This window comes from Rhizobium sp. GW821-FHT14E12 (assembly GCF_058803745.1).
Map to the genome: position 1 here is coordinate 93,240 of NZ_JBXAPH010000007.1, position 25,389 is coordinate 118,628.

Consider the following 25,389-nt stretch of genomic DNA (forward strand, 5'->3'; position numbering starts at 1 on the left):
TGCACTTGAGAAAACGAGTGCGGAGGCTCCGAGGAACTCGCGCCGGTTTTTGTTGATGACGTCGTCTGTCATTTCTAACTCCAAACTCTGTTGCGCAGGAGAGCGCTATCTGGGTTGCGCCGAATATCTGCGCAGGGCGATCAATCCAGTTTCTTTTCAGCGAGGAACTGTGAGACCAGATCGGCGATCTGGACATTGTTGAGGTCGGACATCAGAAAGTGCGTATTGCCGCGAATGCCGATCTCTGGAAGATGCACCAGCCGCGCGTCACCGCCATGCTTATTGATGGCATCGACCCAGAGCCGGGCCATGGCGAGCCGTACCCGCCAGTTGTCCTGTCCGCGCTCCTTAGTCGGCTCGACGGGGAAGTTGTCGCCATAATAGATGACGATCGGTATGCGCGTGAGCTTCTCGAAATCCGTACGCGAAACTGCTTCCGGGGACAGGGTGCCCGCAGCACTCGGCATCGCCGGCGGCAGTTCGCCTTCCGGGAAAATGAAGCCACTGCCAGGCTCAAAGGCGACGATAGCCTTGACGTTGGTGTTCTTGATCGCAGTCAGCCAGCCCGGCCCGCCACCCTGCGAATGGGTGAAGAGGATAGCCGGACCGATCTTGCTGAATAGTGCCGACATGTCGTCCGAGATGACGCCGGCATCATAGGGACCGGTATTGGGTGTGACCGACCGGAAGAACTGATCCAGGGCCTCCGGCTTTCGATCGAACTGGACGTTGTCGAAGAAGTTTGGCCACTTGCCGAGGCGGAACTGGTCGAAGAAGAGCTGGTCGTAGGGTGTCGGCTCAATGGTCGTAGCGACGGTGCTGTTGCCGGCGCGTCCGCGACGTGGCTGATCGACCAGATAGACCGGGAAATGCCGGCGTAGGAAGATGTTCTGGAAGCCCTCGCGGCCGTCCGGCGTGGTCTCCCAACTGCGAGCGGATTGATAGGCCCCATGCAACATGACGATTGGCAGGGCCTTCGGATCCTGCGGCACCTGATAGAAGGCGTAGAGATGGTCTCCGTGGAGAGTCTGCCCCTCGGCAGTGGGCGCGTTATTGTTATAAGTACCCGGCTTACTAAGCACCGTCCCACCGACTGCAAAGCTCCCTTGCTCCTCGATTGCCAGGGGTGCTTTCTTATCTGTGTCGGCCGCCAAGCCAGTCATGCTCGTGCTGACATATGCCGAAGCAGCCAGGATGGCGGCAAGGAATTTTAACGTCCCGCTTTTCATAGATCTTCTTCTCGCGCAATTGATTCCGCAAGAAGCTAGTGCGGATTCAGCGAGAGGATTAGAGGGACGAGGGCGATAAGCCCTATTAGCAGAGCTTATCAATCACAAATTTTTGATAAGTTGTTATGGAATAATTCCAACGCCATTCTCACCATTTTTGCTTCTGTGACAATCGCTCCCTGTTTTTCTGGAGAAATTTGTTTGGTAAGGCGCTCGTCTTCTATGTGCAGGGATGCGAAGTTGCGGTGCGGTGATTGCCGGTCCGGCCGTCTAAGGCGAGCGTGGATACGTGGTTGAGAGCAATGACGGCGACACTGACTCTGTCCGTGCAATCGGAATGAACGAGGCGGCGCTTTAACTGGCATGCCTGCCAGACCTTAAAGGCTCTTGTTTCCCGTCACCGCGCCTCGGTCTGGACCAATGCCGCGATGGAGAGCTTCTTCCTATCACTCAAATCAGAAAGGACCGCGCGGAAAGTCTATAGAACACGCAATGCGAGGCGTCGCCATTCGACACGCCAGCCAAATGTTGACCGCGCGGTTCCTTGGAAGGCTAGTGCGGATACTTTATCTGCGCGATGCGGTCGGAGCGATAGGACGTGATCCACAGCGTATCACCATCCTGCAGGGCACCTGTACCTGCACCCATAACGCCCAATAGGGTTGGACCGACAATAAGTTTCTTTTTCATAGAATGGGGATCGAGTTCGTAGATCGCGAAATGGATATCGCAGTTGATAGCTTGCGAATCCGAGCACGCGAACCCTTGATCGATCGTATCCGTCTGGCCGCCGGCCAGGACCTTCGTCCCATCCTCGTTCCAGCTTAGATTGTCCACCAGCATTCCCAAGTCTACGCTGGCCATAATGCCCGTTTTCCGATCAATGCGTGTGACGCTCTTGCCAGACCAGTTGGCCACAAACAGCGTGTTGTAATCTTTAGAAAGAATCACGCCATTCGCGCCAGCAAAGGTGTTCGGGTACACTTCCTTCCAGCCTTTGTCGGCATGCCACTCCCCCAACGAGCCATAAGGCTTGCCGGACCTAAGAGCTGAAACAAAGTTGGCATCGGTGGGATCGAACAGACTCGTGACCAACATGCCGCCATCGGGCAGTGCGGCCACCGCATCGGGCCAGAAATGCATATCCGGAGGGAGGACACAGCCAATCCAGGTCAGCGCCGGGATATCGCCGCCTAATTTCATGTCAAATACCTGGATGGTGTAGCCGCCTCCATGTGCGATAACGATCAGAGTATCGCGCCCCCGGATTTTCTCATACTCGATACCCAGCGCTTGTAGGTCGCTAAAATTTGGAGGGCCGGGACATCCTGGATAGGCTGCTTTGTCCTCAGCCAGAGTTATTGTCGCAGGGTCGAGCGGAATAGCTCTCCTGGTACCAAGATTGACGAAATAGAGCGGCTCTTTTTTGGCGCTTCCCCCGGACGCCGAGCCTCCAATTGCCCACGGGGTACCATCGACGCGGACAAGTTGCTCAATATTGACGATTCCGCAAATAAACTCGGCACCATTCACAGGTGAGCAATCCGCTGCCGCTAAGGCCTTGCCGCCTGTCGTTAGAAAAACGCATGCGGTGGCCAGCAGAAAGACTTTGCAAAAACGTTTGCCCCACCTGCGTGATCTTTGCGACTTCATCTTCTTACCTCCCCATTGCAGTTGCGTATCCTCAAACGCACGACACGGATTTCCGGACATCAGAACCTTTGCAGATTGCTCACGTGGGAAATCGAAGCCAACCGACGACATATTGAACACTATTGTCTACGGTAAGCCCCCGGCGCCATTGTGAGACATCGCCCCGCGATCTTGCCGAAGGCAAAACGAAAACAGGCCGACACTCATCCGCAATTAAAATTAAAGGATGGAAACTAGGACGAGGTCGAGAAACATAAGTATTTTCCGAATGCTATCGCGTAGATCGACCGCTGATGAGCCTTCGTCGCTAGCGTCTTGTGGGAAGCTTGACAACGGCGGTTCCCGGCATGGCGTTTTGATCACGCTGATTGTTGGCCCACGTCGTGATACGAACGACATGATCTCCGTCCGCATCAATCTCCTTAGCGTCAATCCGGCCACCCAGGCGAACGACGTCAGAGAGATAGACATGGCTCCGATACTGCGAATTCGCCGACTTCAGCGTCGCGTCATCGCCCATCCAGTGCGTCAGCAGATGGATTTGCCAGCATGTCCGCTGAATTCCAACGTCATAGGCCGCCTGGGCACCCTGCAGGCGTGCTGCGTAATCGTTATAGTGTACAGAGTAAACCGGCTCATACGCATGGGTATTGGGGTCACGGAACGCCCATTTCGGATGCTTCCTATATCTCTTGAGCGAAACTCGATGGGCGGCAATCCGGGGGATGGGCGCAGCACCTGCTGCAATAAAGGCGATCTCGTCAGTTAAGCCGATCGGCCCCTTGGTGAGCACGTCCAGTTCATCGCCGACTTTCACGTCCTCCCAGTAGCGCGGGTCGGAACCGCGCGGAACCTCCGAAAGGATATCGCTGTCGATTTGCAACAATTCTTCGTCTGTCCAGGGGTGGGGAAGCTCGATCTTGCGGCTTTCACGGCGTTTCTGCATTTCCCCTCGTTCGAAGCGCATGCGGGAGCAGATAAATTTCGCAACCAGTTCGTCGTTTTGGTTGCGATATTCCTGGCGAATGTAATCCTTGATGCGCCGTCCGCCAAAATTGCTTTCGTCCGGCCCATCGAAGCCGTCGAACCAAATTCGGCAGTTGATGCGGTCGTCCATGCGGATCGGTTTATAGAAGTCGAGCACCGTCTCGGCGTGGAAGCCACCCAACCCCGCCCAACCGAACTGAACCGAGGCAAGGCATGCGAAGATAAAGCTCGGTGGCGCGAGGAGGGCGCCCCACTTGGTCTGCGCCGCATAGGACGGATCCGTCCAAAGTGGATTGTCGTCGCCGATCCCCTCGCAAAAACGCATGATGGCGATTTTTGTGGCAAATTCGTTATTGACACATCCATCGGTGCGCAGTTCCGTCCCTATCATGGAGCGCATGTGGTTCAGCATTTCATCTGTGAATTTGCCTTGAGCGAGTTCGCTGGTGATTTCCTGTTTCATGTTCCTCATTCGCCGCCGTCTGTCGCTTCGAATCCAATATATTTGGAACTCTCAGCTCGCGTTGATGTCGATTGCATCTACGATATGGGCTCCAATTAAAATGTCAATGATTTAGATGTATTTGATTTTAAGGCTCACTCCTCACAATCCGATCGCCGAAAGAATGGCCGTTTTCTTGTACCTCACGGTATGAATCACGCCTGATTCTGCGGCGACATGGGGTTTGTTTGACGGGTGACTATAAATCAAGTTAAATGATTATAGTTTACTGGCGACAGCTCTGCGAGGTTTCATCCATGGCCATCGAGATAGTGGGCGAAATCTTGATTCTGTCGCCCAGGCCGCTCGCATGGATGTTGCTGCACGAACCCGATGTTCTCGAGACCTGCATTTCGGGTTGCGACGGTTTGGAGATCATCTCGGAGACGACCTTCGCTTTAAATTTCATCATGCGGTTCGGCTTGATCGCGGTGACGATCTTCGGAAGCATCACGGGCGAGGGTGATGGAAATTTTGACGGCATCTGCCTGACCGGCGAGGGTAAAGTTGGTCAAATCCGATTGGCTCAAGGGCGTGCGCGCGTAGACCTCTTGGACACGAAGCGCGGCATGCTCCTGCAGTATCGGGCAGAGCTTGAAGTCAGTGGCGAGCCGACCGACATTGGCGCTTCTTCGGTCGCGGACACGATCAAGAAAATGGCGGAGGATTTCTTCGCTCGCTTGGCGCACCTGTCGCAGAGCTTGCGAGCCGAGGATGTCGAAGCGCTTGGGTCGCACTATAGGCGCGACGAGAGCCAGGACAGCCGGACGGTGTTGGAAACGGACAGAAAGCATCCTCGATGCTCCGGCTCTGACCAACATATCAATGGCATACCGCGATAGAGCGGCTTGGCGGGGGATACGACTTCGACCTCCGAACGCGCTTGCGCGCGCTAGCAAAATCATTTAAATGATTTATCATTGACACGATGACAGCGCCTTGCGCTTGGCGCGCACACCTGAAAGGTATCGAAAATGGATGGGGTAAATGCCGCAACGTCTCAGGCAAAGACATTCGACGCCTATCCGCTTGGGGACATAACCGTCATTGACCTGACGCAAATCTACAATGGCCCCTATGCCACCTTTCTCATGGCGCTTGCCGGCGCAAATGTGATCAAGATCGAGCCGAAGACTGGTGAGAACCTGCGAAGCCGCGGCGACCTCGGCGGTGTCGCATACCCATTTTCGATGCTGAACTCGAACAAGAAGCCGATAACGCTGAACCTCAAGACGGCCAGGGGCAAGGAATTGCTGAAGGAGATGGTCAAAAAGGCCGATATTGTGATTGAGAATTTTGCTCCTGGGGTTATGGAGCGATTGGGTGTAGGTGCCGATGAACTGCAGAAAATCAACCCAAAACTAATTTATGCATCGAGTTCGGGGTATGGCAGCGATGGCCCATACAAGAACTATCCGGCCATGGATCTGGTGATGCAGGCAATGTGCGGGGTTATCAACTCCACCGGCTTTCCGGACCAACCACCCGTCAAATCAGGCGCGGCATTGTGCGATTTCTTCGCCGGTATCCATCTCTTCTCCGCAGTGATGATGGCCCTCTACGATCGAGAGCGAACCGGACGAGGCCGCCAGGTCGAGGTTTCGATGCAGGACGCCACATTTTGTTCGCTCGGTTCGAATTACGGCATGCTTCATGCGCGAGGAGAGGCCGCGCCCGAACGAACGGGCAATCGTCACGGCGGGCTCGGGGTCGCGCCTTACAACTCTTATAAGACAAAGGATGGGTATGTCGTCGTCAACGCTCCGGGCGACCATCACTGGCAGTCGATTCTAGAAGTCATTGGTCGAGAAGACCTGAAGGAGGATGAACGCCTCAAGACCCGCACCGCACGCGTGATGCATTTTGAGCTCGTCGATGAACTCATTGAGAGTTGGACGGCCGATAAAGCCAGAAATGATGTCGCCGAAGCCATGCTCGCGAAGGCTGTTCCGTGCGCGCCGGTACGTCAGTTGAAAGAAGTCATGAACGATGTGAACATGCTGGCCCGCGGTAGCCTTCAAGTTATGGATCACCCCGACCTCGGGCGTGTCCATGTTCCTCACACTCCGCTGAACATGATCGGCCTGCCCAGGATCCCGTTACAGCCAAGTATGCACCTTGGCGCCATGAATGACGAGATCTACGGAAACTGGCTCGGACACTCGAAGGAAGAGCTCGAGGAGATGAGCAAGGAAGGCGTGATTTAGATCACCTTTATCACACGTTCTCGGTCCAACGACGGCCGGCGACGCGTTGATCTTTGGCGACTGGGTCGGGGATTTGTTTCCAAAGAGTGATTGGGAAGTAGGACATGCGGCCGATTACACAGGAAATAGCGGCTTACGCTGTGCATTCCACATGGGAGGCCCTTCCTCACGCGATCCGCAATGAAGCGGGTCGCGCTTTCTTGAATTGGTTTGGTTGTTCCATCGGTGGAAGCGGCGAAGAGTTGGTGGACAAGGCGATTGCTGCCGTTGGCACGGCTACCAGGGACCCCAATGCGTCCATTATCGGGCGTCAAGCCCGCACCGACATGGCGAACGCAGCATTTCTGAACTGCCTGAGCTCAAGCGCTCTGGCCTACGATGACACCCATTTGGCGACGGTAACGCACCCGACAGGACCGGTCGCTGCAGCCTTGTTTGCCATTGCAGAGACCACCTCCCTCAGCGGTTCGGAATTGCTGCATGCGTTGGTTCTGGGAATCGAGCTTCAATGCCGGATGAGCAATGTGATCCTGTTACCGCCCGCGAAAGAAAATCTGTCCCTCTATATGACCGGCGTGACCGGTCCAATCGGCGTTGCGGCAGCCGTCGGGCGTGTCTTCGGCCTTGACGAGCGGCGAATGCGCTGGGCGATTGGACACGCCGCCACTCAAGCTGCCGGTTTCCGGGCGACGCACGGGGCAATGAGCGGTCTTGTTGTCCCGGCATTTGCTACGCGATCCGGGATTTTCGCCGTGCAGCTTGCCGCGGCAGGCGTCGAGTGCGTCGACAATGCGCTTGAGGCACCTAGGGGATTTTTCGAGGTACATTCGGTAGGCGCCAGCGTCGACTATGCTGTTGACCGGCTCGGAGAGCATTTCGAACTATCGGCGATCGCTTACAAGCCTTACCCTTGCGGCATCGTGGTCCATCCTGTGATTGATGTGTGCCGGCAAGCTGCCGCGCAAATCGCCGACGTCGACGATCAAGTCGAGAAGGTCGAACTTTTTGTACCCCCGCTTACGATCACCTTGGCAAATCGAAGACATCCCAAGGATGCTCTTGAGGCAATGGTAAGTCTGCACCACTGGGCCGCGGCCGTATTCGTTCGAAGAACGACAGGCGTCTTAGAGTTGCGCCAGGCAACGATTGACGATCGAGATATGATTAAATTCAGGAATCTTGTAACGGCGGTTTCCGACCCCGCTCTCGACCGTGATCAAGCGCGTATAGCGGTCGTGCTTTCGAGTGGACGCCGCATCACTTCCTTTGTCGAACACGCACGCGGCAGCATGTCCCGGCCTTTGTCCAACAAAGAACTGGACGAAAAATTTATCGCCCAGGCCGAGATGGTTTTCGATCCTCACAAGTCACGCCGTCTGCTCGACATCCTGCGAGGGCTTGAAGAACAAGCAGATTCCGGAGCCGCCGTGTCAGCGGCGCTTCACTGAAACTGACGCTGGGGCCACCTCGACATCAGTTCGAACAGTCGCGTCGTTGGAAGACAACTCAGTTCGCCGAGACTGCAGAGACAAACTGCAAGGAAAGTTAAAGGCGATGCACATTAGCAAAGGGAAGAGATGATGGTCGCGGACAGACTTCTTATCGAGCGGCATGGCGCGGTTGCGTTAGTCACGTTGAACGATCCGGGCGCGCGCAACCCCTTGACGCCGGGAATGGTTGGCCAAATTTGCGACTTTATCGGGTCGGCCAACAAGGATGCGAGCCTGAGCTGCATTGTCTTGACGGGGGCTGGTTCAAGCTTCTGTTCGGGCGGCAATGTGAAGGATATGCGCGACGGAACAGACCCAATGTTTGCCGGGAGCCCAAACGATATGCAGGAAGGCTATCGCAATGGCGTGCAAATGATTCCGAAGCTCTTTCACCAACTCGACGTGCCGGTGATCGCCGCGGTCAATGGCCACGCCGTCGGCGCCGGCTGCGATCTCGCATGCATGTGCGATATCCGTATCGGTACGCCGACGACTAAATTTGCCGAGAGCTTTATGCGGGTCGGGATTGTTTCGGGTGACGGAGGCGCGTGGCTCCTTCCGCGTGTTGTTGGACTGCCAAGAGCGCTGGAGATGGCCTTGACTTGTCGGATTGTCGAGGCGGACGAGGCGTTGTCCTGGGGTCTTGTCACACATATCGTATCCGCAGACGAACTGATCGGGCGCGCAATGGAAATGGCGCAATCGGTCGCGGCTTTTCCCGCACGCAGCATTCGCCTCAACAAACGCCTGATCATCAAATCCCAGGATATGACCCTCGAGGGCTCTCTGGAGCTTTCAGCGGCATTTCAGGCGATTGTGCAAAATACCCGAGATCAGAAAGAAGCGGTGCACGCCCTTCTTGAAAAGCGGCCTGCGAGCTTTGTTGGGGCGTGAGCACCTCTTTGGTTTGATGTGTGGCGTGCCTGAGGCGGTCGTCGGGGCATTCAGTCATTTCCAATAGTTTTTTTGCCCTTTACATTACTCGAGTGGCGCTCGAAGGAGGACCTGGTGAACGATCGTAATGGTTGGATCGCGATGGACGATGACGGATTTATCGGGCTCGTCGGTCCGATATACCATTGGCCATTCGACGGAGGCGAGACCTCGAGGTTCCGGTTTTTTCCCGAGAGCAAGCACAGGAATAGGATGGGCATCGTTCACGGCGGCATGTTGATGACGTTCGCTGACCGATCTCTCGGGTTTACTGCCCGACGTGGCGATTTGCAGCGACGGCAGGCGACTGTCCAGCTCGATGTGCACTTTGTGAAATCCGTCGCCGTTGGGCAAGTGGTCGATTTTGAAGGGCGCATTGTCAGTGAAACGCGCACTTTGGTTTTCGTGGATGGGACGATGACTGCGGGCGGTAACACCGTGTTGACTGCTCGTGGCGTCTGGAGAGTTTGGTCTGAAGCAGCCTCGGTATAACTGCGCCAGCGCTCGATGCTCATCAATCAAAATTATGAAGTTGGAGAAGGCGATATCATGCGAATGACAGCTGCGGTGATGTATGAGCAAGGACTGCCGGCCCCCTATGCCGAAAGCATGCCATTCCAAATCGAGCAGGTGGATCTGGACGGACCCGGCGAGGGGGAAGTCCTGGTTCAGGTTTCTGCCGCGGGACTGTGCCATTCCGATCTGAGCCAGGTCGCGGGTCTGCGCAAGCGCACCTTGCCGGTCGTCGGAGGACACGAGGGCGCAGGTGTGGTCGTCGAAGTCGGGGCCGGTGTTTCCCATCACAAGGTCGGCGATCACGTCGTCATGACGTCGGGAGCGGGATGCGGCCATTGCGGCCAGTGCGTTCGCCTACGACCGAACCTCTGCGATAGCGTCGGCACCTCGCGGGTCGCCGGCGTTCTGCCGAGCGGAACAAGGCGACTGTCGCTGAATGGCAAGCCACTCTATCACTATAGCGGCATATCATCCTTTGCTCAGTACGCAGTCTGCTCCACCGAAGCGCTTGTCAAGGCGGATCCACAGGTGCCCCTGGATATCGCGGCGATGTTCGGGTGCGCGGTAGTGACGGGCGCCGGGGCCGTGTTCAACGGTGCCAAGGTTCGGCCAGGCGACAGCGTGGCCATAATCGGTCTGGGCGGCGTCGGCCTAAACTCCGTCATGGCGGCGAAACTATCGGGCGCATGGCCGATTATCGGCATTGATCTCCTGGAGGCAAAATTTCCGCTCGCTGCGGAACTCGGCTGCACGCATACACTGCACGCCAACGACCCGGACCTTATCGAGACCGTGAAGGATCTGACCGGCGGCGGCGTCGATTTCGCATTCGAGGTAACCGCAGCTAAAAGTGCTTTCAAGACGGCGTTTGATGTGACGCGCAAGGGCGGCGAGATCATAGGAATCGGTCTCGGATCGTATGAAGATCTGCATCAATACCCGCACTCGACGCTGGTCGCACACGAAAAGGTCATACGCGGCTCGGTTATGGGGTCCGGCATCGCGGAGCGGGATATCCCTCGCTATCTCAAGTATTTTCTTGAGGGCAGGCTTCCTGTCGATCGTCTCATGAGCGGCGCGATGGTGTTCAACGATCTGAACGCCAATCTTGATGCACTCGACACCGGTTCGGTGCTGCGCCAGATACTCTTGCCGAACGGCTAGACAGGTCAGCGTTTCAAGCCCGCAGAGGCAGACCAGAAGTCGTCTCGCGAGCGGTTGTATTCGTAGAAGGCAAGGCCATCGAGCGTCGTGCGGGCTTCGCCGCCCGGGTCTGGCAGGAGTGCACTTTCCGGCCGCAAGCACATGACTGGCCTGTCGGCCTCGGCAAGGGCACGCCATTCGGGAAGCAATGGATTGTTCGGATCGCCTGATCGGGCGAACTGTGCCCAGGTGGCCATCATGAGTTTCGTCATCGGTTCGATGTCGCGTTCGTCCCCGACCATCGCGCGGGCCGCCTTCGCCGATCCGAAGATGAACGGCACCTCGCAGGTGTGCGGTGACCGCAATTGGCCGCCTTCAACCGGTGTTTCCCATGCGAAGACGAAGGCAAAGCTGCGTGCGGACGTGCCGTCGCGTAGTGACGCCATCCGGTACGTGTTCCGCTTGAAGAGATAATCCGTCGTCACGGCGACGAGAATGTCGCTCGCCTGCGCTGACGGATTGAGATCGCGATAGGCCTCGACGATGCGGCCTGTCGCAACCACATCAAGCTGAAGAAAATCGGCAAGCCGTGCCTCCACATCCGGAAGCTCCAAATGAAAGCTCCCCGGATTTTGACGCATATAATATGTCGTTTCGGTATTGGTGCAGCCGACCATCAAGGGCACATGGCTTGATACCTCGGGTGCAGAGGGGAAAAATGGATCGGCGTGGAAACTCCTATCATCGATCACAGGGCGGAAATATCCAGGCGTCTTTTGAAAAGCGACCAGCAGATCTGGGAGTGGGACTTCTTGCAAGGCTGCGCCGTCGGCACGATCCAGACCGAGATTGCCGACCAGGTTGCGCGTCAGACCTTCTGCCTCTTCACGGGGTGCGATGCGCAGTCCACCCGACGAACTTTGAACTATGGCCCTATGAAAGAGGCCGGCAGCGGCCGGCAAGGCCATCAGGGCCGCGACCTTCGCACCACCACCGGATTGTCCGAAGATGGTGACGTTCGTTGGGTCGCCGCCGAAGGCGGAGATATTGTCACGCACCCATTCGAGTGCCAGCACGATATCGAGCAAACCCGCATTTCCGGCGTCGGCAAAGCGCTCACCGTCCTCGCCGAGAGCAAGAAAGCCGAGTGCTCCAAGGCGATGATTGAGGGTCACGACCACCACATCTTCGCCCCTGGCCAGCAGGGTCCCGTCGGTGCCGGGAGCCGTCGCCGCAAAACTGCGCCATCCGCCGCCGTGAAGCCACACCATGACCGGGCGAGGCTTTTCGTCGGCGGCCGGCGTGAAAATGTTCAGGAAGAGGCAATCCTCGCTGATCTGCTGTATCGTCGAGTACCACGCATAAAATGGCTCCGAATAGGCGGGGAGAATGGGTTGGGGTGCCGAGGCACTCCATGATGCGGCATCGCGGATGCCGGCCCATTCCACTGCTGGTACGGGAGGACGAAAGCGGTTCTCGCCCGCCGTCGATTGACCGTACCGGATGCCCCTGAAACACAGGGTCCCATTGGCTTCTACGCCCCTCAATCTCCCCCTTCTCGTCTCGACGACGGCTGGATTTCCTCTTCCCGTACGGAGTGACGACGACATGCTGGTGACCTTGTTTGGCTGTTGAAAAGTGTCAGTAGACTCGCGCAGATGTGCCCTGCCGATGCGAAACGGCTATCGCACTGGCTCGCTGTTGAGCGCGAAGATGGGGTTGTGATTGCTGAAGGCAGGCAGGTCGTTCAACGCGGCGCGTGTCGTGATGCCCGGATCCCTTTCCAATCTCGATTCGAGGTTCAACACCATCATCTTCCGACCGTCTCTGTCGAAGGGCTCCCACCTGGGCACGGTCGAGATGTTTGGATTGCCGGACCGGGCAAAGCTTGCCCATACGGACATCATCGTATTGCTCAGGCCGGTAAGGTCCGTGCCGGTCCCCACGCAGCCCGCCGAACTCTCCGTCGTCCCGAAAATAAACGGCACCTCGCAGGTGTGCGGCGAGCGCATGCGACCGTCCTCGATCGGTGTCTCCCATTCGAAGAGATAGGCATAAACGGGTGCGCGAGACGCGGCCGCCTGACGCTCGGCAATTCCATAGGTACTTCGCTTGAAGATTTGATCTGAGGCGATCGCGACCAGCAATCCGCTCGGACTTGCCTCGGGCTGCGAGTCCCGATAGGCCTCGATCAGGCGGTCTGCCGACTGTTCATCGACATTGAAGAATCGCGTCAGCCGCCGGCGTACATCCGGCAGTTCCAGATGAAAATTTCTCGCGTCGTTGCGCATGTAGTAAGTGAATTCGGTCGTGGTGCAGCCGATCAAGAGCGGGATACCCAAGGCTGCGTCTGGCGCCGACGTCACGAATGGATCCTCTACAAACGTGCGGCCGTCGACGATACCGCGATAGATGCCGGTCGCTCGCTGCGAGGCGTTCAAGACTAGCCCCATCGACAGCGCTTGCATCTCGATAGGATCGAGCCGAACTCGTCCAATCTCATCTGCCAGCGAGCGCGACGCGGCAATGGTCTCTTCCTGATGGGCGAGCCGCACACCGGCGCTGCTTTGCACTATCGCTTTGTGAAACAGGCCTTTGGCGCGCGCAGTCGACATCAGCGCCGCAACTTTCGACGCTCCGCCCGATTCACCAAAAATGGTCACGTTCCCCGGATCACCTCCGAAGGCCTCCGCATTGTCCTGCACCCACTGCAGCGCGGCGAGAATATCCGATATCCCTGCATTGCCGGAGTCGGCGAAGCGTTCGTGACCACCGTCCAGGGCGAGGAAACCGAAGGCGTTTAATCGATGATTGAGGGTTACGATCACAACATCCTGGGTGCCAGCGAGGCGCGACCCGTCAAAGCCCGGCGCGGTGCCGGAGAAATCCCGCCAACCGCCACCGTGGAGCCAGACCATCATCGGGCGCTTGCCGTTAAGCGCTGGCGTGAAGACGTTCAGAAAAAGACAGTCCTCGCTGATCGGCTGAATGAACGAATACCAGGCGAAGAACGGATCGGTGCTTTCCGGCTTCGGCAATTGCGGCGCCGACGGGCCAGGGGAGAGTGCATCGACAACGCCCGCCCATTTTTCTACGGGCTGGGGCGGTAAAAACCGGTTGGCGCCACCCGTGGGCGCTCCATAGCGAATTCCGCGGAAGACCAGCGCGTTTTCCGTCACTGCTCCCCGGACATCGCCGTTGGTGGTCGTCGCTATTACTGCCATTGAGGGTCTCAGTCTTCGATTTTTCTCAGTTATTTTTTCCGGCTTCTTTCCACATGAGGGCGCGTTTAGTGAGATAGAAGATGACGCGATCGAGGATGAAGCTGATGGCTGCCAGGACGGCGACGGCAGCGAAGGTTCCCGCGGCATTGAAGTGGTTTGCGTTTGACGAGAGCATGAAGCCGACGCCCTTGTTGCCGGTGAGGAATTCGGCGACGACGACGCCGACGACGGAGTGGGGCAGGGCGAGCTTGGTTCCGGCGACCACCCAGATCAAAGCCGACGGCAGTCGGACGCGGAAGGCAATGTCCCACTTTGATCCGCCGGCAATCAGCACCTGGTCGATCAGTGTTTGGCTGACCTCGCGCAGGCCGAAGTAGACGTTATAGAACATCAGGAAGAAGGCAGCGAGCGCAGCGATGCCGACCGAGAGCTCATCGCCGATGCCAAGCCACAGGATGAGCAACGGGACGAGTGCGATGATCGGAATGCCGTAAATTGCGGCGATGAACGGTTCGAGCACGTCTGCGGCAAACTTTGCCATGGCCAGCGTATAGCCGAGAACGATCGCCAGGATGCTGGCGATGATGAAGCCCTGAAGGGCTGGGATCAGTGTCGCTGCGATGTTCGACCAGAGGCTTCCGTCGCTGATCCAGCCGGCGAGTTCGCCAAGGACGGCTGCCGGCTTCGGCAGATAGAAGGTCTTCACCAGATTGCCCGAGGCAAAGTGCCACAACAACAAAATCGCGATGATGAAGGCGACGCGTCCGCCAATCAGGCGCAGCTTGCGGGACGCGAAGCTGCTGGGTCCAGCAGAAGCAGAAACGACCGGAAGGTCGTCGCCGGTGATGGAGTGGTGAGAAGCGCTCATGCTCGTTGCTCTCCTTTGGCGCGAGCCAGCGATGCCTGAAGGACCTTGCCGACGTCACGGAAGGTATCATCGAAGCGCAGGACCTCCGGATCGCGCTCGGGCCCGAGCGGAATGGCGATGTCGTCGATGATGTGGCCCGGTGATCCGCCGATGACGACAACCCTGTCGGCCAAAAGTGCTGCCTCTTCTATATCGTGGGTGACGAACAGGACGGCGACGCCGGTGGTGCGCACGACACGGCGCAGTTCGGCTTGCAACTGCGAGCGCATCTGGGCGTCGAGCGCCGCAAAGGGTTCGTCCATCAGAAGCAGTTTCGGTTCGTAGATCAGCGCGCGGGCCAGAAGGCCGCGCTTTTTCATGCCGCCCGATAGTTGGGCCGGATGCAGGTTGGCCGCATGATCGAGGCTGAAGTTCTTCAAGAGCGTCATGACCTTGTCGCGCACCTGAGCGCGCGGCACGCGCCGCATGCGCAGCGGCAGGCCGACATTGGCGGCCAGCGTCAACCAAGGCAGCATGGTGTCTTCCTGGGTGACATAGCCGACGTTGCGGTTGATGGAAGTCACCAACTTTCCGGAAAAGCTAATGCTGCCCTGTCGCGGACGCAGTGTGCCCGCCGTAAGGTTCAAAAGTGTCGACTTGCCACAGCCCGAGGGGCCGAGCAGGACGATAAACTCGCCCGGACGAACCGTCAGAGACGTCTGGGCAAGGACGTCACGGTCGCCGGAAAAGCGAACCGCAACCTCATCGATCTGCAGCAGCGGCGCATCCGTCCCTGCCAACCGGCCGACGCCGGGATCATTTCCCTTGGGCTGCTGCATAGACGACCTGCGAATAATCGATGTTGCGGTAGCTGTCGGCGCCTTTCGGGTCGATCTTGACCCAGAAATCATAGGCGTCGCGCGTAAACGTAAAGTCGGACGGGTAAGCATCGACCGCGTTGGCCCAGACAGTCTCCCAGACCTTGGGATCCAGCTTCGTGAAGAACTGCTCCTTCAGAACCCGCCCAGTTTCTGCACGATCCTCACGCATGGCCTTCAAGGCGTCCTTCATCGATGCCCGGAACGCTTCGATTAACTGTGGATTTTTCTCGATCGTATCTGAGCGCGCGATGACGACGCAGACCACCGAATCCTCTCCACCTGGAAGATCGCCACGCGCACCGGAAAACCATAACTCACCGGCATCCAATGAAATTGCTTGCTCCACAACACCGCTGGCACTGACAATTGCATCGAAACGACCCTGCTCAACGCCGCTGATTAAGCCGCTGGAATCGCCCATGCCGACAAGGCGCACATCTTTGTCAGGATCGATGCCGTATTGCTGAAGGTAATACCGCATCAGCTGGTAGTATGTCGATCCGACCGGGTTGGTGCCGATTGTCATGCCCTTGAGCGCCCTGACGCGATCCGCAATAGGCGCCGTTGCAGGTATACCCGCCTTTTTCAACGCCTCGTTGCCGATGACAGCTGCAATCTGATTCTTGGCGATCGATCCGATAATTTTAATGTCCGCGCCTTCGCGAATTGCCTGCAATGCGGTCGAGGTACCTGGCGCTCCGAACGTGGCGCTCCCGGCAAGAACCGCGTCGATCTGCAGAGAACTCGAGCCACCCGACTGAGTGATATCGGTGGTTAGTCCATGTGCTTTGTCATAGCCACGCGCCTCCATCAAGTAAGTGGCTGACGAGGTCAAGGTCGGTAGCGACGAGATGATTTTGATTGGTTCGGCATTTTGCGCAAGCGCTCCGCTCGCCACAACCAATAGCGACGCAGTCAGACAGAAGGCCGCCCTTCCTACAATTCGATGCATATTCTCCTCCTCCTAAACTCCAGGCGGTTTCGAGCAATGCACCCAATGCCGCTCAAGAGCATCAACATGATTGATAATTGCCGAGACGATGTCAATCATTTAAATGATTATAACATACTGCTCATCCTTCGAACATGCCGTCGCGGTGCTGACGGATCGCCTGCTGTTTGACCATACGGTGGACCTGCATCGGCCTCTGGTCACGTTGCAAGGCTTTCAGCCGCTCGAGCACGTGGCGGTCCGCGACAGTACGCCGTCCGACGTAGCGGACGTAGTCGGTCCAGGTCGAAAGGTGGTAGGTCTCAATCCAGCGGCTAGGCGCCTCTATATCGCGCAGAAGGGACCATCGCCGTGCCCCGTCCCGCAACCTGATTCGACGCCATGTTGCCATCGCATCGAGAAAGGCCGGGACATCGTCTTCGGCGATGTCATGCTCGACCATGATGGAGATCGGACCGCTTCGAGCGTTCAGATCGAGCCTGATCGCCGGCGCTACGAAATGGTCCAGAGGGTCAAGATCTGTGACCGGATACGATTGGATCGGAAACACGTACCCCCAGAAAAGACCGCAGCAAAGCACCAAAGCAGCGGCGACAAAAGCCAATTGCAGACCGAAGGCCTCAGACACGGCTCCCCAGGTCCAACTACCCAAGGTCATGCCGCCGAAGATGAACGTCATGAAGGAGGCTATCATCCGTCCAAGAACCCATCTGGGGACTGACATCTGCACCGAAACGTTCAAGAGCGAGTTGATGTTGATCCAGCTTGCTCCTGCGACGAAAATCGAGAGACACGAAAGCCAGACATTCTCGACGTAGGCGACACTGATCGTCGCCAGCGCGAAAATGCCAAACGACAGCTTGCAGATCTGCTCAATGCTGAGGTCGGATCTGATGCGGGCAGCGGCGAAGGCACCGACGACGGCGCCAGATCCAAAGGCCCCGAGCAGCATGCCGTAGACCATTGCGTCCGCCTTTAGCACATCTCGCGCCACGAGCGGCAAGAGAGCCTGCATCGAGATGGCGGCAAAACCAAATATAAAACCACGGATGCTGATGTTGATTATATTGGGCGAAACCAAGAAGTAACGCAGTCCTGACTCAAGAGCGCGGTAGAACGTCTCCCTCGGCAGCGGACGCGCGGGCCTCACGGGCCGCCATGCCAAAAGGCCTGCAATGATTGCGATATAGCTAGCCGCATTGATCAAGAATGCCGCCCCGATACCGAAGGTTGCGACGATGAGGCCGCCAACGGCAGGCCCAAGACTGCGCGTGACGTTCATCCCCATCGCATTCATCGTAGCAGCCGAGGGCAGGTCTTCGCGCGGCACGAGATCCGTGAAGGACGCCTGCCAGGAAGGATTATGCAGCGCCGTGCCGATGCTGATAGCAAATGTCAGTAGCAGCAACAACCAGGGCGTAACCAGGTCGAGTAAGACGATCGTGGCAAGAACGCTTGAAAAGACGAGCATCATGACTTGCGCCGCGAGCATCACCGATCGGCGCTCGTAATTGTCAGCCAGAACGCCGGCAACGAGCGAGATGGCCATCAGTGGCAGCGTCACGGAGGCCTGGACAAGCGCCACCATTCGCTCTGATGAGGACAACAATGTCATCAACCATGCCGCACCGACAAGTTGGATCATCCCGCCGGTGTTTGACACAACAGACGCGCACCACAGCGTTCGGAAAGTACGATTTTGAAACGCCTGAAGTGTTTTCGGTTGAGTTGATCCCAATAGTCTTCCCCCGCGGCAAATAATCGCCCTGCGCGCGCCTACGCATGAGCGTTTCCCTTTCGGGTGCGCCGCAGCTCAATAAATCTTGATCCCACGAAACAAGGTCGAAAGAGGGTGACAAATCACCGCGTTCCTATCCGCAAACCGCATCTTGTTAAAATCATTTAGATGATATAATCGGAATTGACCAATCTTTTATTGCTACGCGGAGGAATGATTGCAATGAAAATCGGCTTTATTGGACTTGGTATGATGGGACGGGGAATTGCTGCCAATCTGATGCGCGCGGGACACGAGCTGTTCGTTCACGACCTGTCAGAAGCCACTGTTGCGTCGTTTGTGGAGCGTGGCGCCGTTGCCGTTGCGACTCCGAAGGCACTGGCTGAGGCCACCGATCTCGTTTTCACCTCATTGCCGACCCCACGCGACGTTCTGGTGGTCAACGCCGGCGAGAACGGCCTTGCGGCTGGCTTCCGCAACGGTGCGATCTGGCTTGATCTGAGCACCAACTCGGTCGATGTCGTAAGGCAATTGCACAAGGAACTTGCGGCAAAAGGGGTTGAATTCCTCGATGCGCCCATCAGTGGCGGACCAGGCGGCGCCGCATCCGGTAAATTGGCAATCTGGATCGGTGGTTCGAAAGCAGCATTTGATGCGTGCCAGCCAGTTCTCGACCAGGTAGCCGATCAGGTTCGCTACATTGGCGATATCGGTGCGGGAACCATCACCAAACTCGCGCACAACATGGCGAGCACTGCGATCAAGTCGGTGATGGCGGAGGTCCTGACAATGGGGGTCAAGGCCGGGATGAACCCGCTTTCTCTTTGGGAAGCAATGCGCAGCGGGGCCGCTGGACGCATGAGGGGTTTTGACAATATTCAGCGTTTCCTCGCAGGAAATACGGAACAGTCGAGCTTTGCGTTGCGCTTGATGCAGAAGGATATCAATTTGGCCCTCCAACTCGGAAGGGAATTGGATGTCCCGATGCGGGTCTGTGCAGCTGTCGCACAAGACGTGCATGAGGCAATGAGCCGCGGATTGGGAATGCACGATTCACAGTCGGTTCTCGTGCTGCAGCAGGAGCGCGCCGGCGTCGCGCCATTTGCAATTCCCGATGCGGATATCAAGCGCGTCCTGGCCGAAGGTTGAATGAACGGGTTGATAGGCGCGCTCTAAGCCTGATGACAGGTGGCGCACAAGCACCATAGTGATTGCGCCTTGGCGCCCAAGCCTCGACGCACATGACCATGCCGAGCCGGTTACGGCGTCGCCTGCTCCAGCCGACACTCGCCTTCGCTCGAAAAGCCATGGGGCGAGCTATCCCGAACGCGGCGCCGCGCTTCCGGCCGAAGTCGGCCCCTTCGTAAAATGGCGCCGCCACAACAGCAAGAGGACTTAAGGAATGAAAATCACAAAAGCCGGAACCAGCAAAACCGTCTGGGCGCCCGCTGATCATTTTACCGGTCGCGTTCGGATGGAAGCGGTGTTTTCCACGGAAGAGCCGGCACGCTCAAAAGGCGCCTACGTGACGTTCGAGCCTGGCGCTCGCACGAACTGGCACACGCATCCGCTGGGGCAGACCTTGATTATCGCTCATGGATCCGGCCGGGTTCAGAGCTGGGGCGGGGCGGTTGTGGTCGTCAATGTCGGAGACGTGGTCTTTTTCGAACCGGATGAAAAGCATTGGCATGGCGGCGGGCTCGACATGGCGATGACACATTTGACCATCGGCGAAAGCCTGGACGGGAAATCCGCGGACTGGCTCGAGCCGGTCACCGATGAACAATATAGCCGTTAGGCTAGCAATAAGGGGATGGGTATGAAGATTGGTTTTATCGGCCTCGGCACGATGGGCAGGGGCATGGCCTGGAACCTTCGCAAAGCAGGATACGAGATGATCCTGCACGACCTGCGGCGAGAAGCTGCTGACCCTTTCCTCGATGACCGCGTGCGCTGGGCCGAAACGGCAAAGCAGGTCGCCGCCAATTGTGATGTTGTGTTCACATCGCTACCCAAGCCCTCAGATGTCGAAGCGATCTGCTATGGCGACGACGGTCTCGATATGGGGTTTAAAGCCGGCGCGGCGTGGTTCGACCTTTCGACAAATTCGGTCGAGCTCGTCCGGAGTTTGAATTCGCGCCTTGCCGAGCGCGGCATCGACTTTCTAGACGCTCCTGTGAGCGGCGGCCCTGCTGGCGCCGCCAGTGGGAAGCTGGCGATCTGGGTTGGTGGCAGTCGCGATGTGTATGACCGATTCCATGCGCCTCTGATTTCTATGGCAGACCAGACCAGCTATATCGGTGGCATCGGTGCCGGTTCGATTGCGAAACTCGTTCACAACCTTGCCAGCGCGGCCATTACCCAGGTGTTGGCAGAGACGATGACCGTTGGCGTCAAGGCGGGCCTCGATCCGCTGGAACTATTTCAGGCGATCCGCGGCGGGGCGCTGGGCCGGATGAGGTCGTTCGATCTGATCGCGCGTCGGTGGCTTGCCGACCGCCTGGATCCGCCGAGTTTCGAGCTTCAGCTTCAGCACAAGGATGTAACGCTCGGCATGGAGCTCGCTCGATCTCTTGGGGTGCCAACGCGACTATGCAATCTTGCGCTCAACGATTTAACGGAAGCGATGAATCGAGGCTGGTCGCGACGTGATTCTCAAACCGTGCTGCAATTGCAGCAGGAGCGCGCCGGCGTGGAGAAGTTCTCGGTCCCGCTGGAACAGATCGAAGAAATGATGACCCGGACATGACACTGTCGAGGAAGGGGAGCATCGCTCCGCTGGTGGTTGAAAGGCAGGGAAGCTTCGCGGTTGGGGGTACGGTGCGCTGCGAACCAGGTGCTTTCGATGCAAAAAATCCAGAGGTGGCGGCGGGCCAGACATTCAGCGGCGACCACGCCTATGTATACTATCAGGTTCCCGTGGGCTCTCGCCGCCTGCCGCTGGTCATGTGGCATGGCGGCGTTCAGTTCTCCAAATCATGGGAGACAACACCCGATGGCCGGGAAGGCTTTCAAACGTTGTGCTTGCGGAGAGGTTTTGCCACTTTCGTCTTGGATCAACCCCGACGCGGCAATGCAGGGCGAAGCTTAATCGAGGGCACGGATCCACCGATTGCCGACGAGCAAAAATGGTTCAACCAGTTCCGCGTCGGATTGTGGCCCGACTATTACGATGGCGTCCAATTCGATCGATCCCCAGAAACGTTGAACCAATACTTCCGGTCGATGACACCCAATACCGGACCGTTCGATCTCGAGGTCGTCTCGTCGGCAGTTTCCGCTCTCTTCGATCGGGTCGGCCACGGCATCCTCATTACCCACTCGCAAAGCGGTGGCCCCGGTTGGTTGACAGTGATCCGAAACACCAATGTCCGATCGATCATATCATTCGAGCCCGGCAGCAACTTCGTGTTTCCCGAAGGTGAGGCTCCATTGCCGATGCCAAGCTCGGCCGGGCCTCTCGCCGCCTTGAGTGTATCGACCGAGGAGTTTCTAGCTCTAACCCGCATCCCCATCGTCATCTATTATGGGGACAATATTCCAGACGAGCCAACGCCTGTGCAAGGCCGCGACAGCTGGCGGGTGCGTTTGGCGATGGCTTGCCGATGGGCGGAAACCGTCAATCGGCATGGAGGCGACGCCCGCATCGTTCAGCTTCCGAAGATCGGGATCCTCGGAAACACTCATTTTCCGTTTTCAGATCTCAACAATGTCGAGATCGCCGACCTCGTTCTCGACTTCCTGAAGGAGAAGGGCTTGGACTGATTGCGGAACGAAGTTTCGCTCCAGTACTGGCTTTCTTAGGAGATGGTTAGTCGAAGCGGCGGCGCCGCTTCGACGTGGATAGACTGTTGGCTTGACGCTAATCGATCATTTCAGCGTCCAGCGAAAACTTGAGAAGCATTGCGCGCCCGGCAAAAGAGCTCTGCTTTCAATGACAGCGACAGAGCGAGAACGTTGCGGTTGACCTTGGCCGTAGGCCCGTTTCTGCTGACGGGGGACCGTCTTCCCCGTCGACAATCACCAGGCAGCCTTTGGCCTTGCGGAAACACTTTCGCCTGTGAGGGCCATACAGGCTCATCGCTGTAATGATATAATTGATCTATATGATTTGACAGGTCGCGCACTGTGCCATACTTTTACAGTCGCGCGGCGTCTCTCAGAGATCTGGGCTTGCACCGGCCAATCACGAGAAATCGCCGACATCAGTTTCTTCCCGGCTGCGGCAAAGCGGCCAACTTCCAGATGAAAGGGACAAGGATGGATAGGATCGAAACAGGACGGCAGATCATCAAAGAGCTTATGGGCGACGATTTTCTGGAAAAGCGGGACAAGAACCGCAATTCATTCAACTCGCTTATTCAGGATTACTCCGACGACGTTTGCTTCGGCACCGTATGGTCGCGACCAGGCATCGACCGTAAGACCCGCAGTATCTTGAATGTCGCAATGCTCGTTGCCCTAAACCGGGTCAATCAATTGCGCACGCACATCGAGGGGGCGATCAACAACGGCTGCACGGTCGACGAACTGCGCGAAATTCTGCTTCACTGCGCAGTTTATGCCGGCCTGCCGTCGGCGGTTGAAGGTTTCAAGGTTGCAGACGAGGTCCTCAAAGCCAAGGGTCTCATCTAGGGCGAGCCGTGAGAACGACCGATAGGAAAGAGGCGCCGCACACGATGCGGCGCCTTCGTGATAAGCCATGTAAGAAGAGATAACTTACTTGGCTTGCGCTTCGGGAACAGTGACGGTGGCGTAGTCGACAGTGCTATAGCTTCCCGGTCCTTTGGGATCTATCCCAATCCAGAAATCAAAAGCTGATTTGCTGAATGTAAGCTCTTTGGGAAAAGCGTCTCCTGAGTTATCCCACAATTCGCCCCACACTTTCGGATCCATCTTGGAGAAGTACTCTTCCTTGAGCAGACGTCCGGTTTCGGCGTGATCTTCTCGTATAGCCTTCAGGCCATCGCTCATGGCGGCTCGATAGGCCTTGACCCAGTCTGGATGGTTTTGAACTGTATCGGAGCGGGCCACGATGACGGCAATCACTGAGGATTCGTCGCCCGGAATATCGCCCCTCGCGCCTGAAAACAGAATTTGGCCGGCATTTAATGCAACGGCTTCTTCAACCACGCCGCTGGCGCTGACGATAGCATCAAAACGCCCTTGTTCCATGCCGCTGATGAGGGCGCTCGAATCGGCCATGCCAACGAGACGCACATCATTATCCGGATCGACGCCGTTCTCCTTCAGATAGTAACGCAGCATCTGTGTATAGGTCGAGCCGGTCGGATTTGTACCGATTGTCATACCTTTGAGCGCCTTGAAGCGATCGCCGATTGGTGCCGTCAGCGAGATGCCGGCTTTCTTGAGCGCATCGTTGCTGATGACGCCGACAATTTGGTTTTTCGCGATGGCGCCCAGGATCTTCAGGTCGGCGCCCTCGCGGATAGCCTGAAGCGCGGTCGCGGTGCCAGGATGTCCGAAAATCGCGCTCCCACCAAGCACGGCATCGATCTGCAGGGAGCTTGACCCGCCGGACTGAGCGATATCGAGGGCCAGGCCATGCGCTTTGTCATAGCCCCGCAGGGGGACGGTATAGGTCACGGCGGACAAACCGGACGGCAATGAAGAGATGGTCTTGAGTGGCGTTGGTTCAGCCGATTGGGCAGACGTGATCGTTGCCGTCATCAGCATGGCGGTGACCGCCAAACCTGCAAGCTTTGCTGAAATCATGTGGGTTCCTCCAAAAGCCTTCGGCGCGGCGCCCTAGACGCCACAGTGGGCTGGCTCCTATGATTACATGTGGCGAATTAATGTCAATCATCTATATCATTTACCAGTGAGCCGCGACCTGCATGGCGAAGTCACGATGCCACTCGCGGCGGCGTCCCGACGGGAAGGTGGATCGGCATCCTCCTCTTCCCCTTGCACGCAAGACTGTGGATCAGGAAAAAGGCCGTCGTTGTCGCTCAGGTCCCGCCGAAAGCAGCGGTCCGCAAGGTATTGGCCTTAGCGGATCGCTGCTAGGTCGGCTTCGAGACCAGGGTTAATTTGCCTGCGCTTCAGGTATGGTAATTTTCGAATAATCGACGTTAGCAAAACTGCCTGGTCCCTTTGGATCGATATCGATCCAGAAATCAAATGCTGATTTGCCAAACGTCAGCTCAGACGGGAAGGCTTGGATCGCATTACTCCAAACCGCCTCCCATACTTTGGCATCCATGTTCGCGAAATACTTCTCTCGAAGCAGGCGTCCCGTTTCCGCATGATCTTCGTTAACGGCCTTGAGAGAATCGCTCATAGCGGCACGGTAGGCCTTTACCAGATCCGGATGCTTCTCGACGGTATCGGAACGTGCGACAATCACAACGATCACCGACGATTCCCCGCCTGGAATGTCACCGCGAGCGCCAGAAAACAGGATCTGGCCCGCATCGAGCGCTAACGCTTGCTCGACGACGCCGCTGGCGCTGATGATCGCGTCGAAGCGGCCCTGTTCGATACCGGCGACAAGGGCGGTGGAATCGTTCAAGCCGACCAAGCGGACATCCTTGTCGGGATCTAGGCCATACTTCTTGAGATAATGGATCAGCATCTGGGTATATGTAGAGCCAACCGGATTTGTGCCGATCGTCATGCCCTTGAGCGCCCTGATACGATCGGCGATCGGAGCCGTCAGGGAAACACCCGACTTTTTAAGCGCACTGTTACTGATGACCGCAACCATCTGGTTCTTGGCTATGGAGCCAAGAATTTTCAGATCGGCACCTTCGCGTATCGCTTGCAGCGCTGTTGCCGTCCCTGGGTGGCCGAACATTACGCTGCCCGCTAGTACCGCGTCGATCTGAAGTGTGCTCGACCCACCGGACTGTGTAATATCGACGGCTAGGCCATGCGCTTTGTCATAGCCTCGCAATGGCATGGCAAAGGTGACAGCGGCGCCGGCGCTCGGCAATGATGAGATGACCTTCAGCGGCTTGAGCTCGGCGTTTTGCGCATGCCCCATTCCAGACGTCAGCATCACAGCGGTGAGCGCCCAACCTGCAATCCTTATTAGACTCATGAGTTCCTCCTCCTCCTGGGG

At 57.3% G+C, this 25,389-nt stretch carries 22 protein-coding genes and 1 pseudogene; 12 read left to right on the forward strand and 11 right to left on the reverse strand.

The features are described from left to right. Positions 1 to 140: 140 nt before the first annotated feature. Positions 141 to 1,163, reverse strand: coding sequence for an alpha/beta hydrolase (locus tag AC1RO0_RS23065; RefSeq protein WP_498595105.1), 1,023 nt, complete (start codon positions 1,161 to 1,163; stop codon positions 141 to 143). 473 nt (positions 1,164 to 1,636) lie between these two features. On the opposite strand from AC1RO0_RS23065, the pseudogene AC1RO0_RS23070 reads away from it, so the two are divergent. After that, positions 1,637 to 1,831 (forward strand): annotated as a pseudogene (locus AC1RO0_RS23070) (hypothetical protein); the annotation flags it as partial. On the opposite strand, the gene AC1RO0_RS23075 reads toward AC1RO0_RS23070, so the two are convergent. Together AC1RO0_RS23075 and AC1RO0_RS23080 are read right to left on the reverse strand one after the other, a co-directional pair. Continuing rightward, positions 1,782 to 2,882 (reverse strand): SMP-30/gluconolactonase/LRE family protein, encoded by a 1,101-nt coding sequence (locus tag AC1RO0_RS23075; protein ID WP_156151505.1) that lies wholly within the window; start codon positions 2,880 to 2,882, stop codon positions 1,782 to 1,784. The pseudogene AC1RO0_RS23070 and the gene AC1RO0_RS23075 overlap by 50 nt on opposite strands. Positions 2,883 to 3,189: 307 nt before the next feature. Then, the gene (locus AC1RO0_RS23080; protein WP_081999578.1) at positions 3,190 to 4,332 is read right to left on the reverse strand and encodes an FAS1-like dehydratase domain-containing protein; all 1,143 of its coding nucleotides are present in this window, start codon (positions 4,330 to 4,332) and stop codon (positions 3,190 to 3,192) included. Positions 4,333 to 4,628: 296 nt separating this feature from the next. Here AC1RO0_RS23080 and AC1RO0_RS23085 point away from each other — a divergent pair, with 296 nt between their 5' ends. The 6 genes from AC1RO0_RS23085 (at position 4,629) to AC1RO0_RS23110 (ending at position 10,681) form a co-directional block, all read left to right on the forward strand. Further along, complete coding sequence (locus tag AC1RO0_RS23085) at positions 4,629 to 5,213, forward strand: SRPBCC domain-containing protein (protein ID WP_498595031.1); 585 nt, start codon at positions 4,629 to 4,631, stop codon at positions 5,211 to 5,213. A 132-nt stretch (positions 5,214 to 5,345) separates the two neighbouring features. After that, entirely contained in the window at positions 5,346 to 6,578 is a 1,233-nt protein-coding gene (locus AC1RO0_RS23090) for a CoA transferase (RefSeq protein ID WP_052224221.1), read from the forward strand. Between the two features lie 104 nt (positions 6,579 to 6,682). Beyond that, on the forward strand, positions 6,683 to 8,026 hold the full coding sequence (locus AC1RO0_RS23095) for an MmgE/PrpD family protein (RefSeq protein ID WP_052224220.1): 1,344 nt from the start codon (positions 6,683 to 6,685) through the stop codon (positions 8,024 to 8,026). A gap of 132 nt (positions 8,027 to 8,158) precedes the next feature. Further along, the gene (locus AC1RO0_RS23100) at positions 8,159 to 8,962 is read left to right on the forward strand and encodes an enoyl-CoA hydratase-related protein (RefSeq protein ID WP_047639451.1); all 804 of its coding nucleotides are present in this window, start codon (positions 8,159 to 8,161) and stop codon (positions 8,960 to 8,962) included. Between the two features lie 114 nt (positions 8,963 to 9,076). Further along, positions 9,077 to 9,493: a PaaI family thioesterase gene (locus AC1RO0_RS23105; RefSeq protein ID WP_156151504.1), complete on the forward strand. Its 417-nt coding sequence runs from the start codon at positions 9,077 to 9,079 to the stop codon at positions 9,491 to 9,493. A gap of 57 nt (positions 9,494 to 9,550) precedes the next feature. Beyond that, positions 9,551 to 10,681 (forward strand): zinc-binding dehydrogenase, encoded by a 1,131-nt coding sequence (locus AC1RO0_RS23110; RefSeq protein WP_047639449.1) that lies wholly within the window; start codon positions 9,551 to 9,553, stop codon positions 10,679 to 10,681. A 5-nt stretch (positions 10,682 to 10,686) separates the two neighbouring features. On the opposite strand, the gene AC1RO0_RS23115 is transcribed toward AC1RO0_RS23110, so the two are convergent. The 6 genes from AC1RO0_RS23115 to AC1RO0_RS23140 form a co-directional block, all read right to left on the reverse strand. Further along, positions 10,687 to 12,270 (reverse strand): carboxylesterase/lipase family protein, encoded by a 1,584-nt coding sequence (locus tag AC1RO0_RS23115; protein WP_498595032.1) that lies wholly within the window; start codon positions 12,268 to 12,270, stop codon positions 10,687 to 10,689. A 72-nt stretch (positions 12,271 to 12,342) separates the two neighbouring features. Continuing rightward, on the reverse strand, positions 12,343 to 13,884 hold the full coding sequence (locus AC1RO0_RS23120) for a carboxylesterase family protein (RefSeq protein ID WP_052224217.1): 1,542 nt from the start codon (positions 13,882 to 13,884) through the stop codon (positions 12,343 to 12,345). Positions 13,885 to 13,909: 25 nt separating this feature from the next. Further along, the gene (locus tag AC1RO0_RS23125) at positions 13,910 to 14,752 is read right to left on the reverse strand and encodes an ABC transporter permease (protein ID WP_052224216.1); all 843 of its coding nucleotides are present in this window, start codon (positions 14,750 to 14,752) and stop codon (positions 13,910 to 13,912) included. After that, complete coding sequence (locus AC1RO0_RS23130) at positions 14,749 to 15,570, reverse strand: ABC transporter ATP-binding protein (protein WP_156151513.1); 822 nt, start codon at positions 15,568 to 15,570, stop codon at positions 14,749 to 14,751. Before AC1RO0_RS23130 ends, AC1RO0_RS23125 begins: the two co-directional genes overlap by 4 nt. Beyond that, entirely contained in the window at positions 15,548 to 16,564 is a 1,017-nt protein-coding gene (locus AC1RO0_RS23135; RefSeq protein WP_081999686.1) for an ABC transporter substrate-binding protein, read from the reverse strand. The genes AC1RO0_RS23130 and AC1RO0_RS23135 overlap by 23 nt, the downstream gene beginning before the upstream one ends. A gap of 121 nt (positions 16,565 to 16,685) precedes the next feature. Then, a complete protein-coding gene (locus tag AC1RO0_RS23140) occupies positions 16,686 to 18,302 on the reverse strand; it encodes an MFS transporter (RefSeq protein ID WP_047640979.1) in 1,617 nt (538 codons plus the stop codon). Between the two features lie 222 nt (positions 18,303 to 18,524). Between AC1RO0_RS23140 and AC1RO0_RS23145 the strand changes: the two genes are divergently transcribed. The 5 genes from AC1RO0_RS23145 to AC1RO0_RS23165 all read left to right on the forward strand — a co-directional run bounded on the left by AC1RO0_RS23145 (position 18,525) and on the right by AC1RO0_RS23165 (position 22,937). Then, the gene (locus AC1RO0_RS23145; RefSeq protein ID WP_047640985.1) at positions 18,525 to 19,451 is read left to right on the forward strand and encodes an NAD(P)-dependent oxidoreductase; all 927 of its coding nucleotides are present in this window, start codon (positions 18,525 to 18,527) and stop codon (positions 19,449 to 19,451) included. Between the two features lie 253 nt (positions 19,452 to 19,704). Continuing rightward, positions 19,705 to 20,100: a (R)-mandelonitrile lyase gene (locus AC1RO0_RS23150; protein ID WP_047640978.1), complete on the forward strand. Its 396-nt coding sequence runs from the start codon at positions 19,705 to 19,707 to the stop codon at positions 20,098 to 20,100. Positions 20,101 to 20,121: 21 nt separating this feature from the next. Next, entirely contained in the window at positions 20,122 to 21,051 is a 930-nt protein-coding gene (locus AC1RO0_RS23155) for an NAD(P)-dependent oxidoreductase (RefSeq protein WP_047640984.1), read from the forward strand. Then, a complete protein-coding gene (locus AC1RO0_RS23160) occupies positions 21,048 to 22,067 on the forward strand; it encodes an alpha/beta hydrolase (protein WP_047640977.1) in 1,020 nt (339 codons plus the stop codon). The genes AC1RO0_RS23155 and AC1RO0_RS23160 overlap by 4 nt, the downstream gene beginning before the upstream one ends. A 408-nt stretch (positions 22,068 to 22,475) precedes the next feature. Continuing rightward, entirely contained in the window at positions 22,476 to 22,937 is a 462-nt protein-coding gene (locus AC1RO0_RS23165; RefSeq protein ID WP_498595033.1) for a carboxymuconolactone decarboxylase family protein, read from the forward strand. Between the two features lie 84 nt (positions 22,938 to 23,021). Here the strand turns inward: AC1RO0_RS23165 and AC1RO0_RS23170 are convergent, their stop codons facing one another. Together AC1RO0_RS23170 and AC1RO0_RS23175 are read right to left on the reverse strand one after the other, a co-directional pair. Further along, entirely contained in the window at positions 23,022 to 24,038 is a 1,017-nt protein-coding gene (locus tag AC1RO0_RS23170; protein WP_047640975.1) for an ABC transporter substrate-binding protein, read from the reverse strand. 313 nt (positions 24,039 to 24,351) lie between these two features. Then, a complete protein-coding gene (locus tag AC1RO0_RS23175) occupies positions 24,352 to 25,368 on the reverse strand; it encodes an ABC transporter substrate-binding protein (RefSeq protein WP_081999688.1) in 1,017 nt (338 codons plus the stop codon). Positions 25,369 to 25,389: the final 21 nt, after the last annotated feature.

Coding starts and splice junctions, on each gene's coding strand:
- AC1RO0_RS23075 (WP_156151505.1), bottom strand. CDS start 2,882: ATGAAGTCGCAAAGATCACGCAGGTGGGGCAAACGTTTTTGCAAAGTC.
- AC1RO0_RS23115 (WP_498595032.1), bottom strand. CDS start 12,270: ATGTCGTCGTCACTCCGTACGGGAAGAGGAAATCCAGCCGTCGTCGAG.
- AC1RO0_RS23095 (WP_052224220.1), top strand. CDS start 6,683: ATGCGGCCGATTACACAGGAAATAGCGGCTTACGCTGTGCATTCCACA.
- AC1RO0_RS23080 (WP_081999578.1), bottom strand. CDS start 4,332: ATGAAACAGGAAATCACCAGCGAACTCGCTCAAGGCAAATTCACAGAT.
- AC1RO0_RS23090 (WP_052224221.1), top strand. CDS start 5,346: ATGGATGGGGTAAATGCCGCAACGTCTCAGGCAAAGACATTCGACGCC.
- AC1RO0_RS23065 (WP_498595105.1), bottom strand. CDS start 1,163: ATGACTGGCTTGGCGGCCGACACAGATAAGAAAGCACCCCTGGCAATC.
- AC1RO0_RS23160 (WP_047640977.1), top strand. CDS start 21,048: ATGACACTGTCGAGGAAGGGGAGCATCGCTCCGCTGGTGGTTGAAAGG.
- AC1RO0_RS23175 (WP_081999688.1), bottom strand. CDS start 25,368: ATGAGTCTAATAAGGATTGCAGGTTGGGCGCTCACCGCTGTGATGCTG.
- AC1RO0_RS23155 (WP_047640984.1), top strand. CDS start 20,122: ATGAAGATTGGTTTTATCGGCCTCGGCACGATGGGCAGGGGCATGGCC.
- AC1RO0_RS23085 (WP_498595031.1), top strand. CDS start 4,629: ATGGCCATCGAGATAGTGGGCGAAATCTTGATTCTGTCGCCCAGGCCG.
- AC1RO0_RS23150 (WP_047640978.1), top strand. CDS start 19,705: ATGAAAATCACAAAAGCCGGAACCAGCAAAACCGTCTGGGCGCCCGCT.
- AC1RO0_RS23110 (WP_047639449.1), top strand. CDS start 9,551: ATGCGAATGACAGCTGCGGTGATGTATGAGCAAGGACTGCCGGCCCCC.
- AC1RO0_RS23125 (WP_052224216.1), bottom strand. CDS start 14,752: ATGAGCGCTTCTCACCACTCCATCACCGGCGACGACCTTCCGGTCGTT.
- AC1RO0_RS23100 (WP_047639451.1), top strand. CDS start 8,159: ATGGTCGCGGACAGACTTCTTATCGAGCGGCATGGCGCGGTTGCGTTA.
- AC1RO0_RS23145 (WP_047640985.1), top strand. CDS start 18,525: ATGAAAATCGGCTTTATTGGACTTGGTATGATGGGACGGGGAATTGCT.
- AC1RO0_RS23130 (WP_156151513.1), bottom strand. CDS start 15,570: ATGCAGCAGCCCAAGGGAAATGATCCCGGCGTCGGCCGGTTGGCAGGG.
- AC1RO0_RS23120 (WP_052224217.1), bottom strand. CDS start 13,884: ATGGCAGTAATAGCGACGACCACCAACGGCGATGTCCGGGGAGCAGTG.
- AC1RO0_RS23170 (WP_047640975.1), bottom strand. CDS start 24,038: ATGATTTCAGCAAAGCTTGCAGGTTTGGCGGTCACCGCCATGCTGATG.
- AC1RO0_RS23135 (WP_081999686.1), bottom strand. CDS start 16,564: ATGCATCGAATTGTAGGAAGGGCGGCCTTCTGTCTGACTGCGTCGCTA.